Here is a 24498-nt window from a genome sequence, read left to right as displayed (position 1 = left end):
AGGTCAAAAGTGTTCCACGTGGAACACAGCTGTTGGGCTGGCGGGTAATGTTTCACGTGGAACATTGCCGCGGTTTTTTCAAACGTCCGACGGTATCATGCCGTCAACGGAGCCTTCGAATTATAACGCTCCATAAGGATGGAGAGTCACTTCGTTGAAGGTCGGCACTATCACTCCTGCGGCGACGTTCCACGTGGAACATCATTTCCCGATGCAGAACCGTCCGAACAGCGTGTCCAACATCACCTCGGTAGCATCCACGCCGAGGATTCCCGCTAGCGCTTGGATCGCCAATCGGAGCTGCTCCGCAACGATCAACGCGTCGGCCTCGTCCTGCTCGATCGCCGACAATGCCACACGACATGCCGCCCGCTCGCTCTCCCGAAACGCGACCGCATCCCCGCGCGGCATCAACGTCTCGGCCCGCTCCGCCAGCGTCAGCCAAAGCCGCTCGACGCTCTCCGGATCGCCTTGGGCAACCGCCACATCCGCACCGGCGATCGTCCCCCGCCCCGGCGCATCGCTCCGCGCCTGTACCCAGATCGCGTCCCCACGCGGCGGGGCATCATCACCCAGCCACAACAGCAGGTCCGCGCGCAGGATCGATCCCTCGGCGCGCTCCACGCCGATCCGCTCGATGGGATCGTCGCTCTCGGTCAGCCCAGCGGTATCGGTCAACACATAGACGAGCCCAGCGCGCGTCACCGTCGCCTCGATCCGGTCGCGCGTCGTCCCCGCGATCGCCGAGACGATCGCGACCTCGCGCTGGCTCAGCAGATTGATCAGCGTCGACTTGCCGCTGTTCGGCGGTCCGGCGAGTACGACATGCACGCCATCGCGCAACCGCTCGACCGGCGGCATGGCGAGCACCCCGCGCAACTCGGCGGCAAGAGCTGCCCGCCCCTCGCGCACCGCCGCCATATGATCGTCGCCGACATCGTCCTCGTCCGCGAAGTCGAGTTGCGCCTCGGTCAGCGCAGCGAGCATCGCCAGCCGGTCGAGCCAGCCGCGCACCCGCTGGCTGACGATCCCTTCCGCTGCGGCCAGTGCCGCGACCCGCTGCCGTTCGGTATCCGCCGACAGCAGATCGGCGAGGCCCGCCGCCTCCGCGAGATCGATCCGACCGTTGGTCAGTGCGCGCCGGGTGAACTCACCGGCCAATGCCGATCGCAGGCCGGGCTGCGTGCCGAGCGCATTCAGCACCGCGGCGATCACCGCCCGCCCGCCATGGCAATGCAGCTCGGCGAGGTCCTCTCCCGTCGCGCTTCCCGGTCCGGGGAACGTCAGCACCAATGCGCGGTCGAGCAACGCCCCCTCGGCATCGCGCAACGCGCGCACCCGCGCCGTCCGTGCCGGCGGCAGGCTGCCCGCGATGCGCGCCACCGCTACGAATGCCTGCGGTCCGCTCACCCGGATCACGCCGATCCCCGCGGGTGCCGCGCCGCTCGACAGCGCGAAGATCGTGTCGCTCAATTGCCCGTCTTCCCCCCGCCGGTGGCCTGGTCGAACATCTGCCGCCACATCGCCAGACCGGCATCGCCCATCGGCGCCCAATTCTTCATCATCGTCTCGAGCAGTTCGGGCCGCACCTGTCCGTTCATCGCTTCGAGCAGCGACGCGACATAGCGGTCGTGCAGCGGCGTCAGATCGGGCAGCCCCATCGCGGTGCGTGCCTCCTCCGGGGTCAGATCCACGTTCACCGTCACCTTCATGCGCGTCGCCCCTTGAGCAGCCCTCAGCCCCGCTGCATAGCTCAGCGCGCTCCCACGCGCGAGAGGACCCCCATGACCAAGACCATCCAGATCGAGACACTCGACGACCGCGGCCGCTTCGACGTCTACGTCGCCGAACCCGTAGGCACGCCGCGCGCGGCGATCGTCGTCATCCAGGAGATTTTCGGCGTCAACGCCGGCATCCGCGCCAAGGCGGACGCGCTCGCTGCCGACGGCTATCTCGCCCTCGCCCCCGACCTGTTCTGGCAGATCGCCCCGGGTATCCAGCTCGACCCCGACGTTCCCGCCGAAATGCAGCAGGCGCTCGAGCTGATGGGCCGGTTCGACCAGGACGCGGGCATCCGCGATATCGAGGCGACGATCCGCACCGCGCGGACAGCGCTCAACGATGCGCAGGCGGGCAGCGGGCTCGCGGCGAAGGTCGGCGCGGTGGGCTATTGCCTCGGCGGCCGCCTCGCCTTCATGACCGCCGCACGCACCGACGTCGACGCGACGGTCGGCTATTACGGCGTCGGCATTGATGGATTGCTCGGCGAGAAGCACGCCATCGCCAATCCCGTCCTCCTCCACGTGCCGCAGGAGGATCATTTCGTCGACAAGGACGCGCAGGCGCGGATGCACGCCGGCCTCGACGATCACCCCAAGGTGACGCTCTACGATTATCCCGGCGAGGACCACGGCTTCGCCGCGCAATTCGGCAAGCGCCGCTCCGAGGACGCCGCCCGCCTGGCCGACGAACGCACCGCGGCCTTCTTCGCCGAGCAACTCGGCTGAAACGAAAAAGGGGGGCTCGATGGCCCCCCTTTCTGCATCAGAACAAGGTCAGCACCCCGACCTGCGGGTCGACGACCCCTTCGTAGATCATCTTGCCCGCGACGTAGAGGATCACGAGCAGCCCGACATAAGCGATCCAGCGATAGCGCTCGATATATTTGGCGATCAGATTCGCCGCGATGCCCATCATCGCCACCGACAGCAGCAGGCCGATGATCAGGATGCCGGGATGATCGCGCGCCGCGCCGGCGACGGCGAGGACGTTGTCGAGGCTCATCGACACGTCGGCGACCGCCACCGCCCAGGCCGCCGCGGCGAAGCTCTTGGCGGGCTTCAGCCCCGACGCCTCGTCGCCGTCCACCTCGGGCGAGCCGGCGTTGCTATGCTCGCGCAGCTCGCGCCACATCTTCCACGCCACCCACAGCAGCAGGATACCGCCCGCGAAGATCAGCCCGATCACCCCGAGCAGCCAGCTCACCGCCAGCGCGAAGATGATGCGCAGCACCAGCGCGGCCATGATCCCGATCAGGATCACCTTCTTGCGCTGGTCGACCGGCAGGCCCGCGGCGAGCGCCCCGACGACGATCGCATTATCGCCGGCGAGCACGACGTCGATCATCAGCACCTGCACGAAGGCGGCGAGTGCGGCGGGTGTGCCGATGTTGGAAAAGTCGTTGAGGATATGTTGCCAGATCTCGGCCGGAGACCCCGGCCCGCTGGCGGCGGCAGCGCTCAGCATGGCGATGATGGACACGTTTCAAACTCCCGGTTGATCGATAGGTCCATAACGCAGCGACGCGCGAAAGCCATGCTTCCGCGCGTCGCGATCTCGATACGGCCCGTGCCCGTTCGGGCTGAGCCCGTCGAATCCCGGTGAAACCACCCGCCCTTCGACGGGCTCGCCAAACCGGCGTTTACTGGTTCATCGAGTCGAAGAAATCCTCGTTGGTCTTCGAATTCTTCATCTTGTCGAGCAGGAACTCCATCGCGTCGATCGTGCCCATCTGCATGAGGATGCGGCGCAAGACCCACTGTTTCGACAGCTTGTCCTTGTCGACCAGCAGCTCTTCCTTGCGCGTGCCCGACTTGCCGACATCCAATGCCGGGAAGACGCGCTTGTCGGCGACCTTGCGGTCGAGCACGATTTCGGAATTGCCGGTGCCCTTGAACTCCTCGAAGATCACCTCGTCCATGCGGCTGCCGGTATCGATCAGCGCGGTGGCGATGATGGAGAGCGAGCCGCCCTCCTCGATATTGCGCGCCGCGCCGAAGAAGCGCTTGGGCCGCTGCAACGCATTGGCGTCGACGCCGCCGGTCAGCACCTTGCCCGACGACGGCACGACGGTGTTGTAGGCGCGGCCGAGGCGGGTGATGCTGTCGAGCAGGATCACGACGTCCTTCTTGTGCTCGACGAGCCGCTTGGCCTTTTCGATCACCATTTCGGCGACCTGGACGTGGCGCTGCGCCGGCTCGTCGAAGGTGGACGACACCACTTCGCCCTTCACGCTGCGCTGCATGTCGGTGACCTCCTCGGGCCGCTCGTCGATCAGCAGCACGATCAGGAACACCTCGGGATGGTTGTCCGAGATGGCGCGCGCGATGTTCTGGAGCATCACCGTCTTGCCGACGCGCGGCGGGGCGACGATCAACGTCCGCTGGCCCTTGCCCTGCGGCGAGACGATGTCGATGACGCGCGCCGATTTGTCCTTCTGCGTCGGATCGGCCGGATCGAGCGTCAGCTTCGATTCCGGATAGAGCGGCGTGAGGTTGTCGAAATTGACGCGATGACGGACCGCATCGGGATCGTCGAAATTGACCGTGATCAGCTTGGTCAGCGCGAAATAGCGCTCGCCATCCTTGGGCGCGCGGATCTCGCCCTCGACCGTGTCGCCGGTACGCAGGCCGTGCTTGCGCACCTGATTGGGCGAAATGTAGATGTCGTCCGGCCCGGCGAGGTAATTGGCCTCCGGGCTGCGCAGGAAGCCGAAGCCGTCCTGCAGGACCTCGATCGTGCCGAGGCCCATGATCTGGTCGCCATTCTCGGCCTGCACCTTCAGGATCGCGAACAGCAGGTCCTGCTTGCGCAACGTCGAGGCGCCCTCGACCCCCAGCTCTTCGGCCATGCTGACCAGCTCGGCGGGGGTCTTTTTCTTCAAGTCTTTAAGATGCATGGAATAATCCGAATGCGTAGTCGGGGGGCTGGCTCAAATCGGCGAAGGACTCGCAGCGACGATAGCCAAGGAGGAACGCGGAACCACCGGACGGCAGCTCTACGCGTGTTCAGGAGGTAAGAGCGTGGAGGGGGTTCGTCAAGCGGATTGGCGATCGGCCCCCTCCGTCGACCGGCCGCCGCTTCGGCCGAAACCCGTGCCGTCATCCCGGCGAATGCCGGGACCGATGGTCACGACGTCGGTAATGATGCGCGCAACCGCACGCCCACCGTGACCATGGGTCCCGACCTTCGTCGGGATGACGGAGGAGGAGGACTGCGCAACGCGTCACATCGTCCCCCATCCGCGATGATCAAAACGGCTTCACGAACACCAGCACCACGATCACCACCGCGGCCAGCGCCGGCACTTCGTTGATCATCCGCAACCGTCGCCCGTCGAGCTTCATCACGCCGCGTGCCAGCGTCTTTGCATAGCCGACCGCCCAGCCATGATAGCCCGACAGCACCACCACGAAGAGCAATTTGGCGTGCAGCCACCCTTCGGCCCAATGGTGGCCGACGGTCGCGAGCGTCAGCCCGAGCACCCACACCACGATCATCGCCGGCGTTAGGATGATCGCGCGCAGCTTGCTCTCGCGCTCGACCCACAAGGACGCCTCGTCGGCACGCCCGGCGACCAGCGCCTCCTGATGATAGACCAGATAGCGCGGCAGCATGAACAGCCCCGCCATCCAGAAGATGACGAAGATCACATGCGCCGCGACGATCCACAGATAGGCGCCTGCCAGCATATCCATCACGATCCCCTTACCCGCGCGACCAGCTGCTCGACATGCGCGATCGGCGTGAACTGGCCGATGCCGTGGCCCAGGTTGAAGACGTGCGGCCGGTCGCGGAACGCCGCCAGCACCCGGTCGATCCCGTCGTCGAGCGCCGCGCCGCCGGCGAGCAGCGCCAGCGGATCGAGATTGCCCTGCACCGGCAGCCCCGCGGGCAGCATCGCATCCGCCCACAAAGGATCGACCGTTTCGTCCAGCCCGATCGCATCGACGCCGGTCTCGCGCGCATAGGCCGGCAACTTGCCGCCCGCCCCCTTGGGGAAACCGATGATGCACGCATCCGGACAGCGCGCGCGCAGCCCGGCGACGATCGCCGCATTGGGCGCGATCACCCAGCGTTCGAACTGCGCCGGCGACAGCGATCCCGCCCAGCTGTCGAACAATTGCACCGCCTCGACGCCCGCCTCGATCTGCCGCGCCAGATACTCGATCGTCATCGTCACGATCGCATCGATGATCGCACCGAACGCCGCCGGATCGGCATAGGCGAACCCGCGCGTCTCGCCCTGGTCCTTCGACCCGGCGCCCGCGACCATATAGGTCGCCACGGTCCAGGGTGATCCTGCAAAGCCCAGAAACGTCGTCTCAGGCGGCAAAAGGGTCGCCACCCGTTCACAGGTACCGTAAACCGGATCGAGCCGCTCAGGCACCCGTTGCAGCGCCGCCAGCGCATGATCGACGAGCGGTGGCGTCAGCCGCGGTCCCTCGCCCGGCCCGAAGGTCAAATCCTGGCCCAAGGCCCAGGGCACCATCAGGATGTCGGAGAACAGGATCGCGCCGTCGAAGCCGAAGCGTCGGATCGGCTGCACCGTCACTTCCGCCGCCGCGTCGGGATCGGTGGCGAGCGCGAGGAAGCCGCCCTTCTCCGCCCGCAGCGCGCGATACTCGGGAAGGTAGCGCCCCGCCTGACGCATGAGCCACATCGGCGGCACCGACGGTTTCGCGCCCTTCAGGACGGCAAGGAGCGGCTTGTTCACAGGATCGGACAGGGCCTTCTTCCTATCTAAGAAGAATCTAGAGAAGATTGTTGCAGTGGTTGGCACGTGGAACGCGGGATAAAGCGTTTCGTCCCGTAATCACCCACAGGTTGACCGGCAAGGATCGGGACAACGCCGGGGATTCGGGGCAGGCCATCAACACGATCCACAGCCTGTGGATAAAACCATGCCCTGTGTGCGCAATTGTGGATGGAATGCGGGTTGTCCACCGCCGTCGGGTCGCTTGGCGGGGGTGCCGACTTGCCCTATCCCTTATGCCCATGTTGTCCACAGGTCTGCCCCGGAGCGCGCGATGATGCGCCTCCACCTCCACCTCCTCTCGGACTCGACCGGCGAGACGCTGGAGAACATCGCCAAGGCGGCGCTCGCCCAATATGACGATGTCGAGACGGTCCGCCATTTCTGGCCGATGGTGCGGACCGAGGCGCACCTCGAACGCATCCTGCAGGAGATCGCGCAGAACCCGGGGCTGGTGGTCTTCACGCTCGTCAACGTCGCGACGCGCCGCATCCTCGAACAGCGCTGCCTCGCGCTCGGCCTGCCCGCGGTGGCGCCGCTCGATCCGGTCAACGACGCGCTGTCCGGGCTGCTCGGCCAGCAGGCCAAGGCGCGCCCCGGTCGCCAGCATGCGCTCGACGCCGCCTATTTCGCGCGCGTCGATGCGATCCAATGGACGATCGCGCACGACGACGGTATCGCGTCCGAGGATTGGGAGGAGGCGGAGATCGTCCTCGCCGGCGTCTCCCGCTCGTCGAAGACGCCGACCTCGATCTATCTCGCCAACCGCGGCTGGAAGACCGCGAACATCCCGGTGGTGGTCGAAAGCCCGCCGCCGCGCATCCTGTTCACGCTGCGCAACCCGCTCGTCGTCGGCCTCACCACCAGCGCCGACCGGCTGATCCAGATCCGCCGCAACCGCCTGCTGTCGCTCAACCAGATGCCCGACACCCCCTATGTCGAGGAGGAAGCGGTGACCCGCGAGATCGCTTATGCGCGCCGCATGTTCGCCGACAACGGCTGGCCGGTGATCGACGTCACCCGCCGCTCGATCGAGGAAACCGCCGCCGCGATCATCGCGCTGGCCAACGACCGCAAGGCGGTGCGGACGTGACAGCGATGCGCACGGCCCCCGCCCCTTCTTCGTCACCCCCGCTCCTTCCGTCACCGCTGCCCAGTCTGTCATCCCCGCGCAGGCGGGGATCCATACGCGCGGACCTCGCGGCGCCATCGCGACCGTCAGCGTCTATGGATCCCCGCCTCCGCCGGGATGAAGAGGCGGGGACAAATACCCCGATGAAGAAAGCCCCCGCATGATCCTCCTCGCCTCGCAGAGCGCCTCCCGCCGCGCGATGCTCGCCGCCGCCGGCGTGCCGTTCGAGGCGACCGCCGCCGGCGTCGACGAAGACGCCGCCAAGGCCGGTCTCGCCGGAATCAAGCCGCGCGACCTCGCCGATGCGCTCGCCGAAATGAAGGCGGTCAAGGTCAGCCTTCGCCATCCCGGCCGGCTGGTGCTCGGCAGCGACAGCGTCGTCGCGCTCGCCGACGGCAGCCTGCTCGACAAGCCCGAGAGCCGCGACCAGGCCGCCGATCATCTCGCCCGCATGTCCGGCGCGCGCCACGATCTGTGGAGCGCCGCGGTGATCGCCGAGAACGGCCGCCCGGTCTGGCGCCACGTCGAGGCGGCGAAGATGCACGTCCGCCCGCTCTCCCCGGGCTTCATCCAGGGCTATCTCGATGCGGAATGGCCGGCGATCTCTGGCTGCGTCGGCTGCTACCGGATCGAAGGCCCCGGCGCGCAGCTCTTCACCCGCATCGACGGCAGCCAGTTCACCGTGCTCGGGCTGCCGCTGCTCAACGTCCTCGACTATCTCCGAACCCGTGAAGTGATCCCCGCATGACCCGTCCCTATGCACCCGCCGGCGAAGGCCAGCCATATGCCGAAGTCATCGGCGACCCCATCGCCCAGTCGAAATCGCCGATCATCCACCAATTCTGGCTCGATCAGCTCGGCCTCGACGCCGCCTATCGCAAGACGCTGGTGACGGCGGACGACCTGCCCGCCTTCTTCGCCGAACGGCGCGCGGATCCCGACTGGCGCGGCTGCAACGTCACCATGCCGCACAAGCTCGCCGCGCTCGACCATGTCGACGACCGCGGCGACGTGCGCGGCGGCATCGGCGCGATCAACACCGTCTTCCGTGACGCGGACGGCGTCGCGATCGGCACCAACACCGACGCCGGCGGCTTCTATGCGCCGCTCGCCGGTTTCGACTTTACCGGCCGCGCGGTGACGGTGACGGTGATCGGTGCCGGTGGCGCGGCGCGCGCGATCCTCTTCGCGCTCGCCCGGATGGGGGTCGGCCCGGTCACGCTGCTCAATCGTAACGTATTGAAGGCAGGCGTTTTATTATCGGCGTTCGGGCTCAAGGGCCAGGCGCTGCCGCTGTCGGCGCCCCTGCCCCCGGACACCGGCCTGCTGGTCAACGCCAGCACGCTCGGCATGACCGGCCAGCCGCCGCTCGACCTCGATCTGCGGGAGCTTGGTGAAGATAGCGTCGTCTACGACATCGTCTATTCGCCGCTCGAAACCCCCCTGCTCGCCGCCGCCCGTGCCCGCGGGCTGGAGACGGTCGACGGGCTGGAGATGCTGATCGGCCAGGCCGCGCTCGCCTTCGAACTGTTCTTCGGCGCCGCGCCGCCCCGTGATCGCGACGACGACCTGCGCGCGGCGCTGCTGGCGTGAAGATATTGGGCCTCACCGGCTCGATCGGCATGGGCAAATCGACGGTGGCGGCGATGTTCGCCGCCGAGGGCGTGCCCGTCTTCGACGCCGACGCCGCGGTCCATCGTCTGCAAGGCCGCGGTGGCCGTCTCGTTACGGCGATCGAGGCCGCTTTCCCCGGCACCACCGGCGCCGACGGGGTGGACCGCCCTGCCCTCGCCGCCGCGGTGCTGGGCGACGACGCCGCGATGAAGCGGCTCGAAGCGATCGTCCACCCCGCCGTCGCCGAGGAGCGCGCCGCCTTCCTCGCCGCCCATGCCGACGCCGCGCTGGTCGTCTTCGACGTGCCGCTGCTGTTCGAGACGGGGGGCGACCGCCATGTCGACGCGATCGTCGTCGTCTCCGCCGCGCCAGACGTCCAGCGTACCCGCACGCTCGCCCGCCCCGGCATGACGCCCGCCAAGTTCGACGCGATCCTCGCCCGCCAGCTTCCCGACGCCGACAAGCGCGCCCGCGCCACGCACGTCATCGCCACCGACGTGCCGCTCGACCAGACCCGCGCCGCGGTTCGCCGCGTGATCGCTTGCATGGCGGCCCGCGCAGGCGGATAGAGGTCGGATGCGCGAGATCGTCTTCGACACCGAAACCACCGGCCTGAGCTTCGCCGGCGGCGACCGGCTGGTGGAGATCGGCTGCGTCGAGATGGTCAACCGCGTCGAGACCGGCCGCACCTTCCACGCTTATTACCACCCGGAACGCAACATGCCCGCCGAAGCGCAGGCGGTGCACGGCATCTCCGAAGCCTTCCTCAGCGACAAGCCGAAGTTCGCGCAGGGCGTGGACGAACTGATCGAGTTCCTCGGCGACGCGCCGCTGGTCGCGCACAACGCCGGCTTCGACTTCTCCTTCCTCAACGGTGAGCTGCAGCGCTGCGGCCGGCCGATCGTCCACGTCAAGCGGATGGTCGACACGCTGCAGATCGCGCGCAGCCGCCACCCCGGCGCCAAGCATACGCTCGACGCTTTGTGTTCGCGCTTCGGCGTAGACCGGTCGCACCGCGTCCTCCACGGCGCGCTGCTCGACGCGCAGCTCCTCGCGCAGGTCTATGTCGAACTGCTCGGCGGTCGCCAGATCGGCCTCGGCCTGGTCAGCGACGTGCCCATCGCCACCACGACGCAAGTCGCGGTACGCCGCCCCGTCACCGTCCGTCCGCCGCGCGTCTTCCGCCCGTCGGACGCGGAACTTGCAGCCCACGCAGCATTTGTTTCGAAGCTACAGGATCCGCTTTGGGGGGTCGGGGCGTTGGAATGACCCCAACCGGGCAAAGGCCAACAGGCCAGCCCTTAATGATGGAGAATACGATGGATATCCGGATTTCTGGTCATCAGGTCGCGACCGGCGACGCGCTCAAGGATCATGTGAGCGACCGACTCCAGGGTATCGCCAGCAAGCATTTCGCCCGCGCCCTTTCGGCCGAGGTGACGTTCGGCAAAGGCCCGCACGACGTCGGCTTCGGCTGCGATATCGTCGTGCACGTGATGAAGGGGCTGGTGCTCAAGGGCAGCCACCAGGCGCAGGACGCGCATCCCGCCTTCGACGGTGCCGCCGCCAAGATCGAGACGCAACTGCGCCGCTACATGCGCCGCCTCAAGGATCGCCATGCGAGCGAAGCCGCCGCGATCCAGGAGGACATGGGCTATGACAATGCCGGCTACACCCTGTTCCAGGAGACGCCGCAGAGCGAGGAGGACGTCGGCGACGCACCGCTGATCATCGCCGAGACGCGCGTCGACGTGCCCGATGCCAGCGTGTCCGATGCGGTGATGATGCTCGATCTGCGCAACACCGCCGCGCTGCTGTTCCGCAACGCCGGTACCGGCTCGTACAACATGGTCTATCGCCGCGGCGACGGCACGATCGGCTGGGTCGAGCCGCAGCGCGAGCAGGCGGCGCAGCCCGCCGCGCGCTGACCTTCCCCCGCCCCGCCGGTTCCGATAGAGGCCGGCGGGGCCTTCCATTCGAGTGACGCATGCACGACTTCAGCGATCTGCTGCGCCCCGAGGCGGTTTATGAGGGCGTGGCCGTCGCGCACAAGAAGGCGCTGTTCGCCCAGCTCTGCACCGCCGCCGAGGCGATGGGCCTCGACGGCAAATTGGCCGCCGAGCGGCTGGCGGCGCGCGAGAAGCTCGGCTCGACCGGTTTCGGCGGCGGCGTCGCCATCCCGCATGCGCGGCTGCCCGATCTGTCCGGCGTCACCGGCGTGTTCGTGCGGTTGGCGCAGCCGATCGAATTCGATGCGGTCGACGACCTGCCCGTCGATCTCGTCTTCATGCTGCTCTCGCCGGTCGATGCGGGGGCGGAGCATCTGAAAGCGCTCGCCCGCGTCTCGCGGCGGCTGCGCGACCGCACCTTCCTCGCCAAATTGCGCGGCGCCGGGTCGCGCGATGCGCTGTATGCCCTGTTCACCGCCGATGCCGCGCGCGATGCCGCCTGACGCCGGCGCGCTGGCGCATTATCGCGCGCTCGAATCGCTCTACGCCGCGGCGCCGATCAACCGGTTGTTCGAATCCCGCCTGGAGATCGTCGAGGCGGGCGTCGCGCGCATCCACTTCCGGCTGACCGAGGATCATTATCACGCCGCCGGCGCGGTCCACGGCACCAGCTATTTCAAGATGCTCGACGATGCCGCTTTCTATGCGGCGAACAGCCTGGTCACCGATCGCTTCCTGCTCACCACCGCGTTCAACCTGCTGCTGACCCGGCCGCTGAAATCCGGGCTGGTCGTCGCCGAAGGCCGCTGGATCAGCGGCAAGCGCCGCGTCTACGTCGCTGACGCGCGGCTGATCGACGCCGAGGGCGAGGAGGTCGCGCGCGGTACCGGCACCTTCATGCGCTCGCAGATCGCGCTGTCGGGCCTGCCCGGCTATCGCAGCGCATGACCGGCCGGCTGCCGACGCATCTGATCGTCGGCGCGCTGCTCCGGCGGGTCAACGACGCCGGCGGCAGCGCGATGGTACGCGCCAAGGGCGAGCCGCAGGGCGGCGCGATCCTGCTGCTGATCGAGGATCGCCACGGTCCGACGCGCGTGCTCGAGCGCCGGATCGCCTTCGATGGGCATGCGATCCTGACCGATTCGGACAAGACCGACGATGCCGAGGCCTATTGGCGGCGGCGACGCGAATACGATCCGGATTTGTGGGTAATCGAACTGGACATCCCGGAAGCCGAACGGTTCGCCGCTGAAACGATCGCGTCGAATTGACTCATGACAGCGGTGTGACGAATGCCACGCGCACAGTGAATGCGCGTTGTGCTGTGCCTGGGTGCGATCCGGGTCGGTGACGCAGTCGGGGGGATGCCCGGACGATCGGCCTGGCCGATCGGGTCCGTGGTCCAACCGCATATCGAATACGTAGATGACGATTATGCAGCGCGCCGCGGCCATCGCGGCGATGACTTTCTCTCTGGCGGGCCTCATCAGCCACAGCTCGCCCGTCAAGGCCTCGGACATCGACCGTACGTCGATTCCCGCGCCGGCCTCGACCATTCAGATCATCAACTCGGTCAGCCCCGTGTCGGTTCCCGTCCCCGCCGCCAGCGCCACGCCGCAGGTCGCCGCGACGGTCGAGCCGATCCCCACGGTGCAGCAGGCCGAGGACGACCGTTTCAATAGCCTCGCCGAAGCCGTCGCCGCGCAGGACGCCGAGCAGGTCGACGCGACGCAGCGCTGCCTCGCCGGCGCGATCTATTTCGAATCCAAGGGTGAGCCGCTCGCCGGCCAGCTCGCGGTCGCCAACGTGATCATCAACCGTTCGAAGTCGGGACGTTTCCCGACCAACGTCTGCTCGGTGGTCAAGCAGCGCGGACAGTTCAGCTTCGTGCGCGGCGGTGAGATCCCGTCGATCGACGAAGGCCGCGCCGCCTATCGCACCGCGCTCGCCGTCGCCAAGATCGCGCTCGCCGCGGCGTGGGAAAGCCCCGCCCCCAAGGCGTTGTTCTTCAACACGCCGAACCGCCGCCCAGCCGGCAACGTCACCAAGATCGCGATGATCGGCAACCACGTCTTCTATCGCTGATCGTTTCGAGCGGGCTTGTCCCGTTCGCGGAATGTTCCTAAGCGGGGGTCATGTTGGACATGGCCCCCGCTTCGTGTTTGGACGGCGGCGATCCCGCGATCTGTGCTGCGGATGTCGCCCGCGGCGTGACGCGGATGCTGCTGCGCCACGATATCACCACCATCGCGGAGGTTCCGCTGGAGGGCGGCCGTAGGGCCGACCTGATGGCGATCGATTCGCGCGGCCAGTTGATCGTCGTCGAGATCAAGGTGTCGCGCGCCGACCTGCTCGGCGACGCCAAATGGCCGGACTATCTCGCGCATTGCGATCGCTATTATTGGGCGGTGCCGGCGGGGTTCGATACCGCGCCGCTCGACGGCGCGGCGTTTCTGCCCGAACGCACCGGGGTGATCGTCGCCGATCGCTATGACGCCGCGATCATCCGCGAGGCGCATACCGTGCCGCTCCCCGCGCACGTCCGCAAGCGCGACACCCTGGCGTTCGCGCGCCGCGCCGCGCGGCGGGTGACCGGTCTGGTCGATCCCGAAGCGTTCAGCGCCTAGCGTTGCCCGCCGAGGGCGGGCGGTCCGTCACAATTGGTGACCGGTCCGATCGCGCTTGGTCGCGAGATAGCGCGCATTATGCGGATTGGGCGGCAGTTGGTGCGGCACCCGCTCGACCACGCTTACGCCGGCCGCTTCCAGGCTAGCCACCTTCGCCGGATTGTTGGTCATCAACCGCACCGCGCGTTGCCCGAGCAGCTCCAGCATCCGCGCCGCGACGCCGAAATCGCGCGCATCCACCGCGAATCCCAGCCGCACGTTGGCGTCGACGGTATCGAATCCCTGATCCTGCAGGGCATAAGCGCGCAGCTTGTTGACCAGCCCGATCCCGCGCCCCTCCTGCCGCAGATAGAGCAGGATGCCCCAGCCGTTCGCCGCGATCGCGGCGATCGCCGCGCGCAATTGCGGCCCGCAATCGCATTTGAGGCTGCCGAGCACGTCTCCGGTCAGACATTCGCTGTGCAACCGCACCAGCGGCGCATTGCCATTGGGCTGGCCGATCAGCAGCGCGACGTGCTCGTCGCTCGAATCCGGGGCGCGGAAGGCGACGATCTCCGCATCTTCGGCACCCTCGACCGGCAGGCGCGCACGCGTGGCGAGTTGCAGCGCGCGCGCGTCCTGATGCGCGTCGATCGCCGCGGGGGCGATCGTGATTTCCGGGTCGTTGCCGTCGATGAAGAAGGCGGGGAGCAGCCCGGCGATCCGCGCCAGCCGGATCGCGGCAAGGCTGGCGGCGGGCCGCGTCACCGCCGCGGTGCGGAACGGCCCCTTGAGCGGCGTCGCCAGATCGAATTGCGGATCGGCGAGCGCCACCGCGGTGCTGAAGTCGAGCCAGGGCGCTGCCTCGACCACCACCGGCGTATCGGGATCGGCGGCGGCGAGCTGGTTGGTCAGCTTCAGCGTCGCGGCGCGGCCGTTGGAGATCAGCAGCGGTCCCGCGCCGCCCGCCGCGAAGGCGTCGAGCCCGCGGGGATCGGCGGTCTCGACCGCGAGCAGGGGCAGGGGGGCCTCGCCGGGCGCATGGATCGCGATCGGCCAGCCGCGGCGCAGCGCGTCGATCGCCCGCGCGACGTCGCGCGCGCCGCTCAAAAGGCGAACTCGGTCATGATCGGCACATGGTCCGACGGCTTGAGCCAGCTACGGCAATCCTCGAACACCGTGTGCGCGCGCGCGGCCTTTGCGGCATCGCCGGTCGCCCACATATGGTCGAGCCGCCGGCCGCGATCGTTCTTGGTGAAGTCGGGCGAGCGATAGCTCCACCAGGTATGCAGCCGCGCCGGGGCAGGGTGGAAGTGGCGGCCGAGATCGACCCAGTCGTTCGACGCCTGCAATCTGTCGAGCGCCGCGACCTCGATCGGGGTGTGGCTGACCGTCTTGAGCAATGCCTTGTGGCTCCACACGTCGCTCGGCAACGGCGCGATGTTGAAGTCGCCGGTCAGGATCGTCGGGCCATCCAGTCCCGCCGACCAGTCGGTCATCCGCTCCAGAAAATCGAGCTTCTGCCCGAATTTGGGGTTCACGTCGCGATCGGGCACGTCGCCGCCGGCGGGGACATAGACGTTCTCCAGCCGCACGCCGTTGGGCAGGCGGACGCCGACGTGGCGCGCCTCGCGATTGGCCTGCCAGTCGAACCGGTCGTCCTCGGCGATCGGCACGCGGCTGAGGATCGCGACGCCGTGATGCATGCGCTGGCCATGGATGACGATATGGTCGTAGCCGAGCGCGCGGAACATCTCGAACGGGAAGTCGTCGTCGACCACCTTGGTTTCCTGCAGGCACAGGATATCGGGTTCCGCCTCGCGCAGGAACTGCTCGACGATGGCGATCCGGAAGCGGACGGAATTGATATTCCAGGAGACGATCTTCACCGCCGCCATGTAGCGAGGGGCAGGCGACACCGCCAGAGCGACGACGCCTTCCGCCCACAGCCGCCGAGCCATCGCATCGATCCGGCAAGAACCGCCGATAGGCACCGAAAACGGAAAGGCCCCCGCTCCGGGGGCATGGAGCGAGGGCCGACCTAGCGTTCGTCACGCAGGCGGGAAGTGGGTTTGGTCATCCGGGCAACAGGGGGAAAAATCCCGGACGCCCCACATCCGCGAGGAAGCTTTTACCCTCGCGAACCTGTCGCGATGATGAATGGCGCCGGCACTTCCCGTTCATTAACGGGTATTTGATCTCCGCGGGTCGACCCATTTGAACGTTCCGTCGCTAACCGCCCCGCCGAAGCGCTGATTGGCGAGGCGAATCGTCGTGCGGTTGTTCTGGCTGTCGAGCTGTACCCAGCCCTGTAGCGCCAGCCCTGCCGGCGCGGCGGCGTCGCGCGCGAAGATCATCGTGATCCGGCCGATCTCGGGATGTTTGGGATCGTTCGCCTCGACCGAGACGACGCGATCGTTACCCGTCTGCACCACCCGCGCATAACGGGTGATGTCGCGGCCGGGATCGAGCAGCACCCCCAGCGGCGAGTTCTTGATCGGCCAGCGCTGCACCTGGCGGACGGAATAGTCGATGAAGGTCAGCGCGCCGCCTTCCGCGACGATCAGGATCGGCACGCCCTTCTCATATTGGAAGCGCAGCTTGCCGGGCTTCTTGAGCGTGAAGGTGCCGGTCAGCACCTTGCCGTTGCGGTCGGTCTGGGTGAAGTCCGCCGTCATCGTCGTGATCGACTGGAGGTGGCGCTGTACCGCGGCGAGGTCGCCGGTCGCCTGGGCGGGCAGCGCGGCGGGGGCCGCGATCGCGGCGATTGCTAGAGCGTATCGGATCATGCGGGTCCTGTGGTCCTGTGGCATTGAATGACCGCTTAACCGCGCGAGGGGCGGGGAGGGTCCGTGCCCCCACCGGGGAACACTTTGCTCAGATCGCGTGCCCTTCGGTATCGCGCAGCACCTCGCGGCGGCCGACGTGATCGGGGCGGCTGACGATGCCGTCCTTCTCCATCTTCTCGATCAGCCGTGCCGCCGAATTATAGCCGATGCGCAACTGGCGCTGGAGCCAGCTCGTCGAGGCCTTCTGCGATTCGCAGACGAGCTGGATCGCGGCGCGATATTGCTGGTCTTCGGCCGAATCCTCGCCCTCCGGCGATCCTTCCAGCGTGAAGCCGTCCTCGGGCTCCTCGGTGACCGAGGTGATATAGTCGGGCTGGCCCTGGCTGCGCCAGTGATCGGCGATGCTGCGCACCTCGTCGTCGCTGACGAACGGCCCGTGGACGCGGACGATGCCCTTGCCGCCGGGCATGTAGAGCATGTCGCCCTTGCCGAGCAGCTGTTCGGCGCCCTGTTCGCCGAGGATGGTGCGCGAATCGATCTTGCTGGTGACGTGGAAGCTGATCCGCGTCGGCAGGTTCGCCTTGATGACGCCGGTGATGACGTCGACCGACGGCCGCTGCGTCGCCATGATGAGGTGGATGCCCGCCGCACGCGCCTTCTGCGCGAGCCGCTGGATCAGGAACTCGACCTCCTTGCCCGCGGTCATCATCAGATCGGCAAGCTCGTCGACGATGACGACGATCTGCGGCAGCGGCTCGTAATCGAGCTGCTCTTCCTCATACACCGGCTGGCCGGTCTCGGGATGATAGCCGGTCTGCACGCGACGGCCGAGCCGCTGGCCCTTCGCCTTGGCGGCGCGCACCTTGTCGTTGAAGCCGGCGAGGCTGCGCACGCCGACCGACGACATCTGGCGATAGCGATCCTCCATCGTCTCGACCGCCCATTTGAGCGCCCGCACCGCCTTGGCCGGATCGGTGACCACCGGCGACAAGAGATGCGGGATATCGTCGTACATGCTCAATTCGAGCATCTTGGGATCGATCATGATCATCCGGCACTGGTCCGGCGTCAGCCGATAGAGCAGGGACAGGATCATGCAGTTGAGCCCGACCGACTTGCCCGAGCCGGTGGTGCCCGCGACGAGCAGATGCGGCATCGGCGCGAGATCGGCGATCACCGGATCGCCGGCGATGTTCTTGCCGAGGATGATCGGCAATTGCGCCGCCTGATCCTCGAACGTCTGGCTGCCGACGAGTTCGTGCAGCGATACCGATTCGCGCTTCTGGTTGGGCAGTTCGATGCCGATGACGTTGCGGCCCGGGATCACCGCGACGCGAGCAGACACCGCCGACATGTTGCGTGCGATATCGTCGGCCAGCGCGATGACGCGGCTCGCCTTGATGCCGGGGGCCGGCTCCAGCTCGTACATCGTCACGACCGGGCCGGGGCGCACCTCGTTGATGACGCCGTGCACCTTGAAATCGTCGAGCACGTTCTCGAGCAGCCGCGCATTGCGCTCCAGCGCCGCCTTGTCGATCTGTCCCTTGGGCGCGGGCGGCGCGGGGGTGAGCAGGTCGAGCTGCGGCAGCGCATAAGTGTGGCCGAGGTCGAGGCTCTGCTGGCGCGGCTTGGGCTTGGCGGCGGACGGCGCCACCGCGCGATCGGCGATGACCGGCGCGGGGCGGGTATCGGGCTCGGCGACCGCGCGCGGCTCGATCACCTTGCGCGCGAGCTGCAGCGGCTCCTCGTCCTCGTCGTCGTCGATATCGTCATAGGCGTCGAGGATATCCTCGCCATCGGCAGCGACGCGCGTCCGGCGCAGACGGAAGCGGCGCTCGCCGAGGTCGATCTCCAGGCTCTTCGCCCAGATGACGATCCCCGCGACCCCGGCGACCAGGCCGATGCCGCGCGCCACCCAGCGCTCGACGCCGGGCTGGCCGACGAAGCTCAGCCCCCATTGCACGAGATGCGCGACCGACAGGCCGATCACGCCGCCCCAGCCGGCGGGCAGCGCCAGCACCGAGGAATCGGATACGAAGGCGAGCGCGGCGGCCATCAGCGCGACGCCGATCGCCGCATTGCGCAGCATCGCGACCCAGCGGCCCGGCGGCTGGTCGCGCCACAACCGCATCGCGACGATCGGCGCGACGGGCAGCAGCAGCGCCACCGCCGGCCCGAACAAAGTAAGCGCCAGGTCGGCGAACCACGCCCCCGGCGGACCCGCCAGATTGAGGATCGGGCCGCCCGACGCGGTGTTCAAAGCCGCGTCGCTGGCGTGATAGCTGGTCAATGCCAGCACCATTAGCGCGGTGACGAGGAACAGCGCGATCGCGGTGATCAAGGCACCGCCGCGTACCGCCCCTGCCTTCACCGTCTCACGCAACAGCCCTGGCTGCGCACGGCTCGCCATCGCCCGATCCCTTCAATGTGCGAAAATGCGCGGAAATCATCGGGCCGCGCGCGCGTTACGTCAAGGCGGTTGGCTGCGATGGATCGAGGATGGATCGACACGGGCAACCGTTGGCACCTGCGCGCGGCAGGCGTAGGGAGACGATATGGACACGGACGTCATCATCCTGGGCGGTGGCCTGGTCGGCGCGACGCTCGCGCTCGCGCTCGACGCGCATGGGCTCACCAGCATCGTCATCGATCCCGCCGATCCGGCGGTGATGCTCGCGCCCGGCTTCGACGGGCGCGCCTCGGCGATCGCCAGCGCGAGCGGGCGGATGCTCGATGCGATCGGCATCGGCGCGGTGCTCGCCGGCCATGGCTGCGCGATCCGCCACATCCGGGTCAGCGACGGGCTGGAGCCGGGCAAGCTCGATTTCCGGCCCGACGCGGGCGATGGCGCGCTCGGCACGATGTACGAGAACAAGCGGCTGCGTACCGCCTTGTTCGAGGCGGCGAGCGCGGCGAGCCACGTCGATCTTCGCATGCAGACCCGCGCGGTCGACGTGGTGCGCGGCCCCGCCGGCGTCACCGCGACGCTCGATTCCGGCGCGACCGTCACCGCGCCGCTGCTGATCGCCGCGGAGGGGCGCAATTCGCCGACGCGCGAGGCGGCCGGCATCACCGTCGCGCGCTGGCAATACGATCACGCCGCGATCGTCGGCGCCTTCCACCACGAATATCCGCACGAGGATATCGCTTACGAGATCTTCTACCCCTCCGGCCCGTTCGCGCTGCTGCCGCTGCCCGACGACGAGATCGGCCACCGCTCGGCGATCGTATGGTCGGTGAACGGCGAGGATGGCCCGGCGATGATGAAGCTCGGCGACCGCGCCTTCCTCGCCGAAGCGAGCAAGCGGATGGGCGGCTTCCTCGGCGCGTTGACCGCGCCGAGCCCGCGCGCGAGCTATCCGCTCGGCTTCCATCATGCGGCGCGGGTCACCGCCGAGCGGCTGGTGCTGGTCGGCGACGCCGCGCACGGCATCCATCCGATCGCGGGGCAGGGGCTCAATCTGGGCCTGCGCGACGTCGCGACGCTCGCCGAGGTGCTGGTCGAGGGTAAACGGCTCGGTCTCGATCTCGGCGATCCCGCCTTGCTCGACCGCTATCAGCGCTGGCGCGGGCTCGACACGTTCATGGTCGCCGCCGCCACCGACACGCTGACCCGATTGTTCGGCATCCCCGGCAAGACCGCCAGCGCCGTCCGCCGCTTCGGCATCGGCGCGGTCGACAAACTGCCGCCGCTCAAGAACCGCTTCATGGCCGAGGCGCGGGGCGAAACCGGCACCCTGCCGAAGCTGTTGCAGGGATTGCTGGTGTGACGGAGCCCGTGCCAGCCCCGAGCTTGCGCAAGGCGCAGACCGGCGTCGCGCGCGGGATCGGCATCGGATTGGGACTGACGATCGCCGCGGCGATCCTCGGCTATAGCCGCAGTTCGGCGGCGATCCTCGAAAGCCGGCTGACCACGCTGGGTATAGCCGCCCTGGTGCTCGGCCTGTGGCTGGCGGCGGCGATCGGCAACGTGGCGCGGCGGCGTTTCGCCTCCGACGGCGCGATCGACGGCCGTAACGGCGCAGACCCGCATGTCGACGTCGCCAATGCGGTTCTGCGCAACACCGCCGAACAGGTGGTGCTCGCGCTTGTCGCCTATGGCGCGCTGACCTTGCTCAGCGATCATGCGCGGGTGCCGGTGGCGCTGTTCGCCGCCTGTTTCACCGCCGGGCGATTGTTGTTCTGGACCGGCTATCGCGATGGCGCCGAGGCGCGCGCGCTCGGCTTCGCGCTGACCTTCTACCCCAGCGTCGCCGCGCTGCTGATGGCGGCGCTCGCCACGCTGCGGTGAGCGTCCCAGGTCAGGCCTTGCCGGAGACCAGTTTGGGGTTGGCGATCGCCAGCCCGGCGGCGAAGACGATCGCGTCCTCGACGAAGCCGGTCGCGGTCTGGCCATAGCGCGCCATCGCCGCACGGCGTAGTCGCCAGCCGAAATAGGATGCGGCGAGCGCACTGCCGACCGCGACGGCGGCACCGAGCACCTTCTTGTCGCGCGGCGCCAGCGCGGCGCCGGCATAAGCGGCGGTGACGCTGCGCACGGCGAGGCCGATCGGCACGATGCGGTCGGGCGCGGTCTTCATCTTGTCGCCCGCCATCTCCGCCGCGGCGAAAGCCGCGGTGCCGGCGGCGATCACCGGATTGCGCAACAGCGTCTGGAGCGGCAGCGTCGCCGGAATCTCCTCGCGGCGGGTGGCGGTGGCGATCACCGCCAGCGGGGTGATGCCGCGCTGGCCGGCGACGAGACCGATGAGAAACGAGCGGATCATGCAATGCTCTCCGAAACGGGTTCGCAGGCTACAATCCGTATGATCGCATCCGTATCCCGGACGGGCCGACGCGCATCGGGATAATATCCTCACCGCGCCGGCGGGGAGGACATGACGGACGATCAGACCAGCGTCAGACCGACGTCGAGGTTGCCGCGGGTGGCGTTGGAATAAGGGCAGATCTGGTGCGCGGTGTCGACCAGCCGCTGCGCCTGGTCGCGCTCGACGCCGGGCAGCGACACCTGCAGGTCGGCGGTGATGCCGAAGCCGCCCTCGGAGCGCGGACCGATGCCGACCTTGGCGGTGACCGTGACATCGTCGGGAACCTTGACCTTGAGCTCGCGGCCTGCCGCCTTCAGCGCGCCGATGAAGCAGGCCGAATAGCCCGCGGCGAACAATTGTTCGGGATTGCTGCCGTCGCCGCCGGCGCCGCCGAGTTCCTTTGGCGTGGCGAGCTGGACGTCGATCCTGCCGTCGTCCGAGCGGGCGTGACCGTCGCGACCGCCGGTGGCGGTGGCCGCAGTGCTGTATTTGACGTCGACGGACATGATGAATCTCCTGCTTGCTTATCGCGATAAGCATCTAGGGCGTGCGCACATGATCGTCCAGAACTATTTGTCGCGATAATCATTTTCGTGCTAAGCCGTTGGCAAGGAGAGTGACGATGCCGGGTCCGCTACCCCTCGATGAACAATTGTGCTTCTCGCTGTACGCCGCGACGATCGCGATCAACCGGGCGTATAAGCCGGTGCTCGACCGCCTCGGCATCACCTATCCGCAATTCCTGGTGCTCCAGGTGTTGAGCGGCGCGGAGGACGGCGTGCCCGTCGGTACGATCGCCGAACGGCTGGCGCTCGAACCGAGCACGATCACGCCGCTGGCGAAGCGGATGGAGGCGGCGGGGCTGGTCACGCGGCTGCGCAATCCGGCCGACGAGCGGCAGGTACGCGTGCGCCTGACCGACGCGGGCCGCGACCGCTGGCGCGAGACCGGCTGCCTCGCGCCGATGATCGTCGAACGTACCGGGATCAGCCGCGAACGGCTCGCGGCGCTCAACGCGGAGGTGACCGCGCTGCGCCGGGCGCTGGCGCTCGATCCGGCGGCGGCGGAACCGGCCGCCGCCTGACCGGGGAGCGTCAGTCCTTGCGCTCGGCGCGGGCGCCGACGATTATGCGCCGGGCGATCGCGCGCACCGCATCGTCGTCCTTGCTGCCGTCGCCGGCGGGATCGCCGAGATGATCGAGGCTGCGCTCCATATAGTCGAGCAGCCCGGGATGGCGCTCCTCGACATATTCCATCAGCTTGAACAAGAGATGCTCGGTGGCGATCTCGCGCTGGCGGGTACGAATGGCGGTGTCGTCGGTCATGATGCCTCCTGTGAGAGAGGCGCCAACGCATCATCGCGCGGTTGGTGACGCGGCCGGCGCAGGCGATTCGCATCCGGTGCCGCGGGAACATTCGGGGTCGCGCCCCGCTTCCTCCCTGACCTCATGGGAGAGAATGCGATGGACGACAGCCGTTTGTGGAGCTTCGAGCAGAGCCTGTGGACCGAAGGTCCCGACAATTACCGCGAGAAGGTCGACCCCGAGGTCGTCATGGTGCTGCCGCGACCGCCGTTCGTGCTGCGCGGCAGCGAGGCGATCGACGCGGTCGCCGACACGCCGGTGTGGAACGCGGCGGAGCTGACCGAGCGGCAGGTGTCACGGCCGCAGGAGGGCCTGATCGTCATCGGCTATCACGTCCACGCGCAGCGCGACGGCGAAGCCTATGAGGCGCATTGCACCTCGACGATCCGCCGACTCGAGCACGAGGTGTGGCGGGTCGTCCAGCATCAGCAGAGTCCGGTCCTCGCCAAGGCGGTCGCGAACGGCTGACGCACCACCGCCGTCCGGCCGGGGCCGGACGGCGGTGGCATCATCCGACGGGGATCAGCGGTCGCGTTCGGCGCGCTTGCGATCGGCCTTGCGCGCACGGCTCACCGCGGCGGCATGCTCGCGGGCGCGCTTTTCCGACGGCTTCTCGTAATGCCGGCGGAGCTTCATCTCGCGGTAGACACCCTCCCGCTGGAGCTTCTTCTTCAGGGCGCGGAGGGCTTGATCGACATTATTGTCGCGAACGATGATCTGCATGGAAGGTCTTTGCTTTCGGTGGGCACCAATGCGCCTAATTGAAGTTCTTGCGCGCCAGCGTCAACCGTGGATCGTGGCAGAATCGGCAATTCCGACCCACGAAAGCGGCTTTTGCGGCGGTTTTGCCCTTCAACTGCCAGTCGAGCCAGTTGGTTGCGACCAAAGCGCCGACTCCGCCATGCGGTTGCATATAGGTGCCGCCATGGCCGACGGGGATGTTGACCAGCGCCGCGGGGACGTGGTCGATTCGCCGGAAATCGTCGGTGCCGTTGGCGGCGGCGATGTCGGTCGGACCGCCGAGCACGTAAAGCACCGGCCCGTGCAGCCCGGCGAGCAACGCCTTGTCCGAGACGATTCCGGCGATCGGATTGGCCCCCTCGGGAAAGAAGCCGCTGTTCATGATGATCGCGGTCTTGACGCGCGGGTCCTGCGCGGTCGCCAGCGCCTGTAGCCCGCCGCAGCTCCACCCCGATGCCGCCACCCGATCGATCGCGATATGGCCGCGCAGCGGGCTGCCGGCACGACCGTTCTCGCGTTGCGCCCAGTCGATCGCATCGGCGAGCAGCCGGGTCGGCGTCGCCACGGTGAGGTTGGCCGCGGGCGCGGTGGCGGGCGGGGCGGCCGGCGGCGTCGGCGTCGGCGTCGGCGTCGGGCCGGGAATGCGGCCGGCGGCGATGACCAGATAGCCGTGCGAGGCGATCTCCAGCAGATGATTGCGCGAACTCGTCCCGTCGGCGCTGCATCCGCCATTGCCCCAGACGTAGATGCCGAGTCGCTCGCCCTTCAGCCGCGTCAGATCGGCGGGGCGATAGACGACATGGTCGGGCAGGTCGGGCCGCTCCTCGAACAGCGCGGGATAGCGGCCGGTGCCTTGTTCGGGTGCCTGAGCGGCGGGCGCGGCGCTTGCCAGCAGTGTGGCGGCGAGAAGAAAGCGCATTATCGACACCGCTTGTTGGAGTGGACGCGGGGCAGGGTGGC

The 24498-nt window shown here is 68.0% G+C and carries 31 protein-coding genes; 16 read left to right on the top strand and 15 right to left on the bottom strand.

The window, feature by feature from the left end:
• Positions 1–201 precede the first annotated feature (201 nt).
• The gene (gene mnmE, locus ACLBWH_RS05065) at positions 202–1473 is read right to left on the bottom strand and encodes a tRNA uridine-5-carboxymethylaminomethyl(34) synthesis GTPase MnmE (protein ID WP_447797227.1); all 1272 of its coding nucleotides are present in this window, start codon (positions 1471–1473) and stop codon (positions 202–204) included.
• The gene (locus ACLBWH_RS05060; protein WP_447797226.1) at positions 1470–1712 is read right to left on the bottom strand and encodes a DUF6489 family protein; all 243 of its coding nucleotides are present in this window, start codon (positions 1710–1712) and stop codon (positions 1470–1472) included. Before ACLBWH_RS05060 ends, mnmE begins: the two co-directional genes overlap by 4 nt.
• Before the next feature lie 72 nt (positions 1713–1784).
• Between ACLBWH_RS05060 and ACLBWH_RS05055 the strand changes: the two genes are divergently transcribed.
• A complete protein-coding gene (locus tag ACLBWH_RS05055) occupies positions 1785–2507 on the top strand; it encodes a dienelactone hydrolase family protein (RefSeq protein ID WP_447797224.1) in 723 nt (240 codons plus the stop codon).
• Between the two features lie 37 nt (positions 2508–2544).
• Here ACLBWH_RS05055 and ACLBWH_RS05050 read toward each other — a convergent pair whose 3' ends face one another.
• The 4 genes from ACLBWH_RS05050 to hemE form a co-directional block, all read right to left on the bottom strand.
• Complete coding sequence (locus tag ACLBWH_RS05050) at positions 2545–3246, bottom strand: TerC family protein (RefSeq protein WP_322848631.1); 702 nt, start codon at positions 3244–3246, stop codon at positions 2545–2547.
• A gap of 175 nt (positions 3247–3421) precedes the next feature.
• Positions 3422–4678, bottom strand: coding sequence for a transcription termination factor Rho (gene rho / locus ACLBWH_RS05045; RefSeq protein ID WP_293875928.1), 1257 nt, complete (start codon positions 4676–4678; stop codon positions 3422–3424).
• A gap of 352 nt (positions 4679–5030) precedes the next feature.
• Positions 5031–5477: a CopD family protein gene (locus tag ACLBWH_RS05040; RefSeq protein ID WP_447797222.1), complete on the bottom strand. Its 447-nt coding sequence runs from the start codon at positions 5475–5477 to the stop codon at positions 5031–5033.
• A complete protein-coding gene (gene hemE / locus ACLBWH_RS05035) occupies positions 5477–6496 on the bottom strand; it encodes a uroporphyrinogen decarboxylase (protein WP_447797220.1) in 1020 nt (339 codons plus the stop codon). Before hemE ends, ACLBWH_RS05040 begins: the two co-directional genes overlap by 1 nt.
• 313 nt (positions 6497–6809) lie before the next feature.
• Here hemE and ACLBWH_RS05030 point away from each other — a divergent pair, with 313 nt between their 5' ends.
• The 11 genes from ACLBWH_RS05030 to ACLBWH_RS04980 all read left to right on the top strand — a co-directional run bounded on the left by ACLBWH_RS05030 (position 6810) and on the right by ACLBWH_RS04980 (position 13857).
• Positions 6810–7628 carry a pyruvate, water dikinase regulatory protein gene (locus ACLBWH_RS05030; RefSeq protein WP_322848253.1) on the top strand — a complete coding sequence of 273 codons (819 nt, stop codon included), beginning with the start codon at positions 6810–6812 and terminating at the stop codon, positions 7626–7628.
• Positions 7629–7827: 199 nt separating this feature from the next.
• Positions 7828–8415, top strand: a complete 588-nt coding sequence (locus tag ACLBWH_RS05025) for a Maf family protein (RefSeq protein WP_447797219.1) — start codon at positions 7828–7830, stop codon at positions 8413–8415.
• On the top strand, positions 8412–9260 hold the full coding sequence (aroE, locus tag ACLBWH_RS05020) for a shikimate dehydrogenase (RefSeq protein ID WP_447797217.1): 849 nt from the start codon (positions 8412–8414) through the stop codon (positions 9258–9260). Before ACLBWH_RS05025 ends, aroE begins: the two co-directional genes overlap by 4 nt.
• Positions 9257–9850, top strand: coding sequence for a dephospho-CoA kinase (coaE, locus tag ACLBWH_RS05015; RefSeq protein ID WP_447797215.1), 594 nt, complete (start codon positions 9257–9259; stop codon positions 9848–9850). Before aroE ends, coaE begins: the two co-directional genes overlap by 4 nt.
• 7 nt (positions 9851–9857) lie before the next feature.
• A complete protein-coding gene (dnaQ, locus tag ACLBWH_RS05010; protein WP_322848257.1) occupies positions 9858–10550 on the top strand; it encodes a DNA polymerase III subunit epsilon in 693 nt (230 codons plus the stop codon).
• Positions 10551–10600: 50 nt separating this feature from the next.
• Positions 10601–11209 (top strand): ribosome hibernation-promoting factor, HPF/YfiA family, encoded by a 609-nt coding sequence (gene hpf, locus ACLBWH_RS05005; RefSeq protein WP_322848258.1) that lies wholly within the window; start codon positions 10601–10603, stop codon positions 11207–11209.
• A 59-nt stretch (positions 11210–11268) separates the two neighbouring features.
• Positions 11269–11733: a PTS sugar transporter subunit IIA gene (locus ACLBWH_RS05000; RefSeq protein ID WP_322848259.1), complete on the top strand. Its 465-nt coding sequence runs from the start codon at positions 11269–11271 to the stop codon at positions 11731–11733.
• The gene (locus ACLBWH_RS04995) at positions 11723–12178 is read left to right on the top strand and encodes a PaaI family thioesterase (protein WP_447797212.1); all 456 of its coding nucleotides are present in this window, start codon (positions 11723–11725) and stop codon (positions 12176–12178) included. The genes ACLBWH_RS05000 and ACLBWH_RS04995 overlap by 11 nt, the downstream gene beginning before the upstream one ends.
• Positions 12175–12501 (top strand): DUF1491 family protein, encoded by a 327-nt coding sequence (locus ACLBWH_RS04990; protein WP_447797210.1) that lies wholly within the window; start codon positions 12175–12177, stop codon positions 12499–12501. The genes ACLBWH_RS04995 and ACLBWH_RS04990 overlap by 4 nt, the downstream gene beginning before the upstream one ends.
• Positions 12502–12655: 154 nt before the next feature.
• A complete protein-coding gene (locus ACLBWH_RS04985; RefSeq protein WP_447797208.1) occupies positions 12656–13315 on the top strand; it encodes a cell wall hydrolase in 660 nt (219 codons plus the stop codon).
• A gap of 50 nt (positions 13316–13365) precedes the next feature.
• A complete protein-coding gene (locus ACLBWH_RS04980; RefSeq protein ID WP_447797206.1) occupies positions 13366–13857 on the top strand; it encodes an MmcB family DNA repair protein in 492 nt (163 codons plus the stop codon).
• Between the two features lie 27 nt (positions 13858–13884).
• Here the strand turns inward: ACLBWH_RS04980 and ribA are convergent, their stop codons facing one another.
• The 4 genes from ribA to ACLBWH_RS04960 form a co-directional block, all read right to left on the bottom strand.
• Positions 13885–14946, bottom strand: a complete 1062-nt coding sequence (ribA, locus tag ACLBWH_RS04975) for a GTP cyclohydrolase II (protein ID WP_447797204.1) — start codon at positions 14944–14946, stop codon at positions 13885–13887.
• Complete coding sequence (locus tag ACLBWH_RS04970) at positions 14943–15734, bottom strand: exodeoxyribonuclease III (protein WP_322848632.1); 792 nt, start codon at positions 15732–15734, stop codon at positions 14943–14945. Before ACLBWH_RS04970 ends, ribA begins: the two co-directional genes overlap by 4 nt.
• A gap of 285 nt (positions 15735–16019) precedes the next feature.
• A complete protein-coding gene (locus ACLBWH_RS04965; RefSeq protein WP_447797202.1) occupies positions 16020–16625 on the bottom strand; it encodes a LolA family protein in 606 nt (201 codons plus the stop codon).
• Positions 16626–16713: 88 nt separating this feature from the next.
• Positions 16714–19035 carry a DNA translocase FtsK gene (locus tag ACLBWH_RS04960; protein ID WP_447797200.1) on the bottom strand — a complete coding sequence of 774 codons (2322 nt, stop codon included), beginning with the start codon at positions 19033–19035 and terminating at the stop codon, positions 16714–16716.
• Between the two features lie 145 nt (positions 19036–19180).
• Here ACLBWH_RS04960 and ACLBWH_RS04955 point away from each other — a divergent pair, with 145 nt between their 5' ends.
• Positions 19181–20395, top strand: a complete 1215-nt coding sequence (locus ACLBWH_RS04955) for a UbiH/UbiF/VisC/COQ6 family ubiquinone biosynthesis hydroxylase (protein WP_447797198.1) — start codon at positions 19181–19183, stop codon at positions 20393–20395.
• A gap of 8 nt (positions 20396–20403) precedes the next feature.
• Positions 20404–20916 (top strand): MAPEG family protein, encoded by a 513-nt coding sequence (locus ACLBWH_RS04950; protein WP_447797197.1) that lies wholly within the window; start codon positions 20404–20406, stop codon positions 20914–20916.
• A 10-nt stretch (positions 20917–20926) separates the two neighbouring features.
• Here the strand turns inward: ACLBWH_RS04950 and ACLBWH_RS04945 are convergent, their stop codons facing one another.
• Both ACLBWH_RS04945 and ACLBWH_RS04940 read right to left on the bottom strand, forming a co-directional pair.
• Positions 20927–21391, bottom strand: coding sequence for a DUF4126 domain-containing protein (locus ACLBWH_RS04945; RefSeq protein ID WP_447797195.1), 465 nt, complete (start codon positions 21389–21391; stop codon positions 20927–20929).
• Between the two features lie 122 nt (positions 21392–21513).
• Positions 21514–21939 carry an organic hydroperoxide resistance protein gene (locus tag ACLBWH_RS04940; RefSeq protein WP_447797193.1) on the bottom strand — a complete coding sequence of 142 codons (426 nt, stop codon included), beginning with the start codon at positions 21937–21939 and terminating at the stop codon, positions 21514–21516.
• Between the two features lie 116 nt (positions 21940–22055).
• Between ACLBWH_RS04940 and ACLBWH_RS04935 the strand changes: the two genes are divergently transcribed.
• Positions 22056–22517 (top strand): MarR family winged helix-turn-helix transcriptional regulator, encoded by a 462-nt coding sequence (locus tag ACLBWH_RS04935; protein ID WP_447797191.1) that lies wholly within the window; start codon positions 22056–22058, stop codon positions 22515–22517.
• Positions 22518–22527: 10 nt separating this feature from the next.
• Here ACLBWH_RS04935 and ACLBWH_RS04930 read toward each other — a convergent pair whose 3' ends face one another.
• Complete coding sequence (locus ACLBWH_RS04930) at positions 22528–22758, bottom strand: hypothetical protein (RefSeq protein WP_447797190.1); 231 nt, start codon at positions 22756–22758, stop codon at positions 22528–22530.
• 138 nt (positions 22759–22896) lie between these two features.
• On the opposite strand from ACLBWH_RS04930, the gene ACLBWH_RS04925 reads away from it, so the two are divergent.
• Positions 22897–23265 carry a nuclear transport factor 2 family protein gene (locus ACLBWH_RS04925; RefSeq protein ID WP_322848272.1) on the top strand — a complete coding sequence of 123 codons (369 nt, stop codon included), beginning with the start codon at positions 22897–22899 and terminating at the stop codon, positions 23263–23265.
• Between the two features lie 54 nt (positions 23266–23319).
• Here the strand turns inward: ACLBWH_RS04925 and rpsU are convergent, their stop codons facing one another.
• Positions 23320–23520: a 30S ribosomal protein S21 gene (gene rpsU, locus ACLBWH_RS04920; RefSeq protein WP_037535892.1), complete on the bottom strand. Its 201-nt coding sequence runs from the start codon at positions 23518–23520 to the stop codon at positions 23320–23322.
• A gap of 34 nt (positions 23521–23554) precedes the next feature.
• Positions 23555–24457, bottom strand: coding sequence for a hypothetical protein (locus ACLBWH_RS04915; protein WP_447797189.1), 903 nt, complete (start codon positions 24455–24457; stop codon positions 23555–23557).
• Positions 24458–24498: the final 41 nt, after the last annotated feature.

This window comes from Sphingomonas sp. M6A6_1c (genome assembly GCF_053345135.1).
This window is presented reverse-complemented; position numbering and strand designations above follow the sequence as displayed.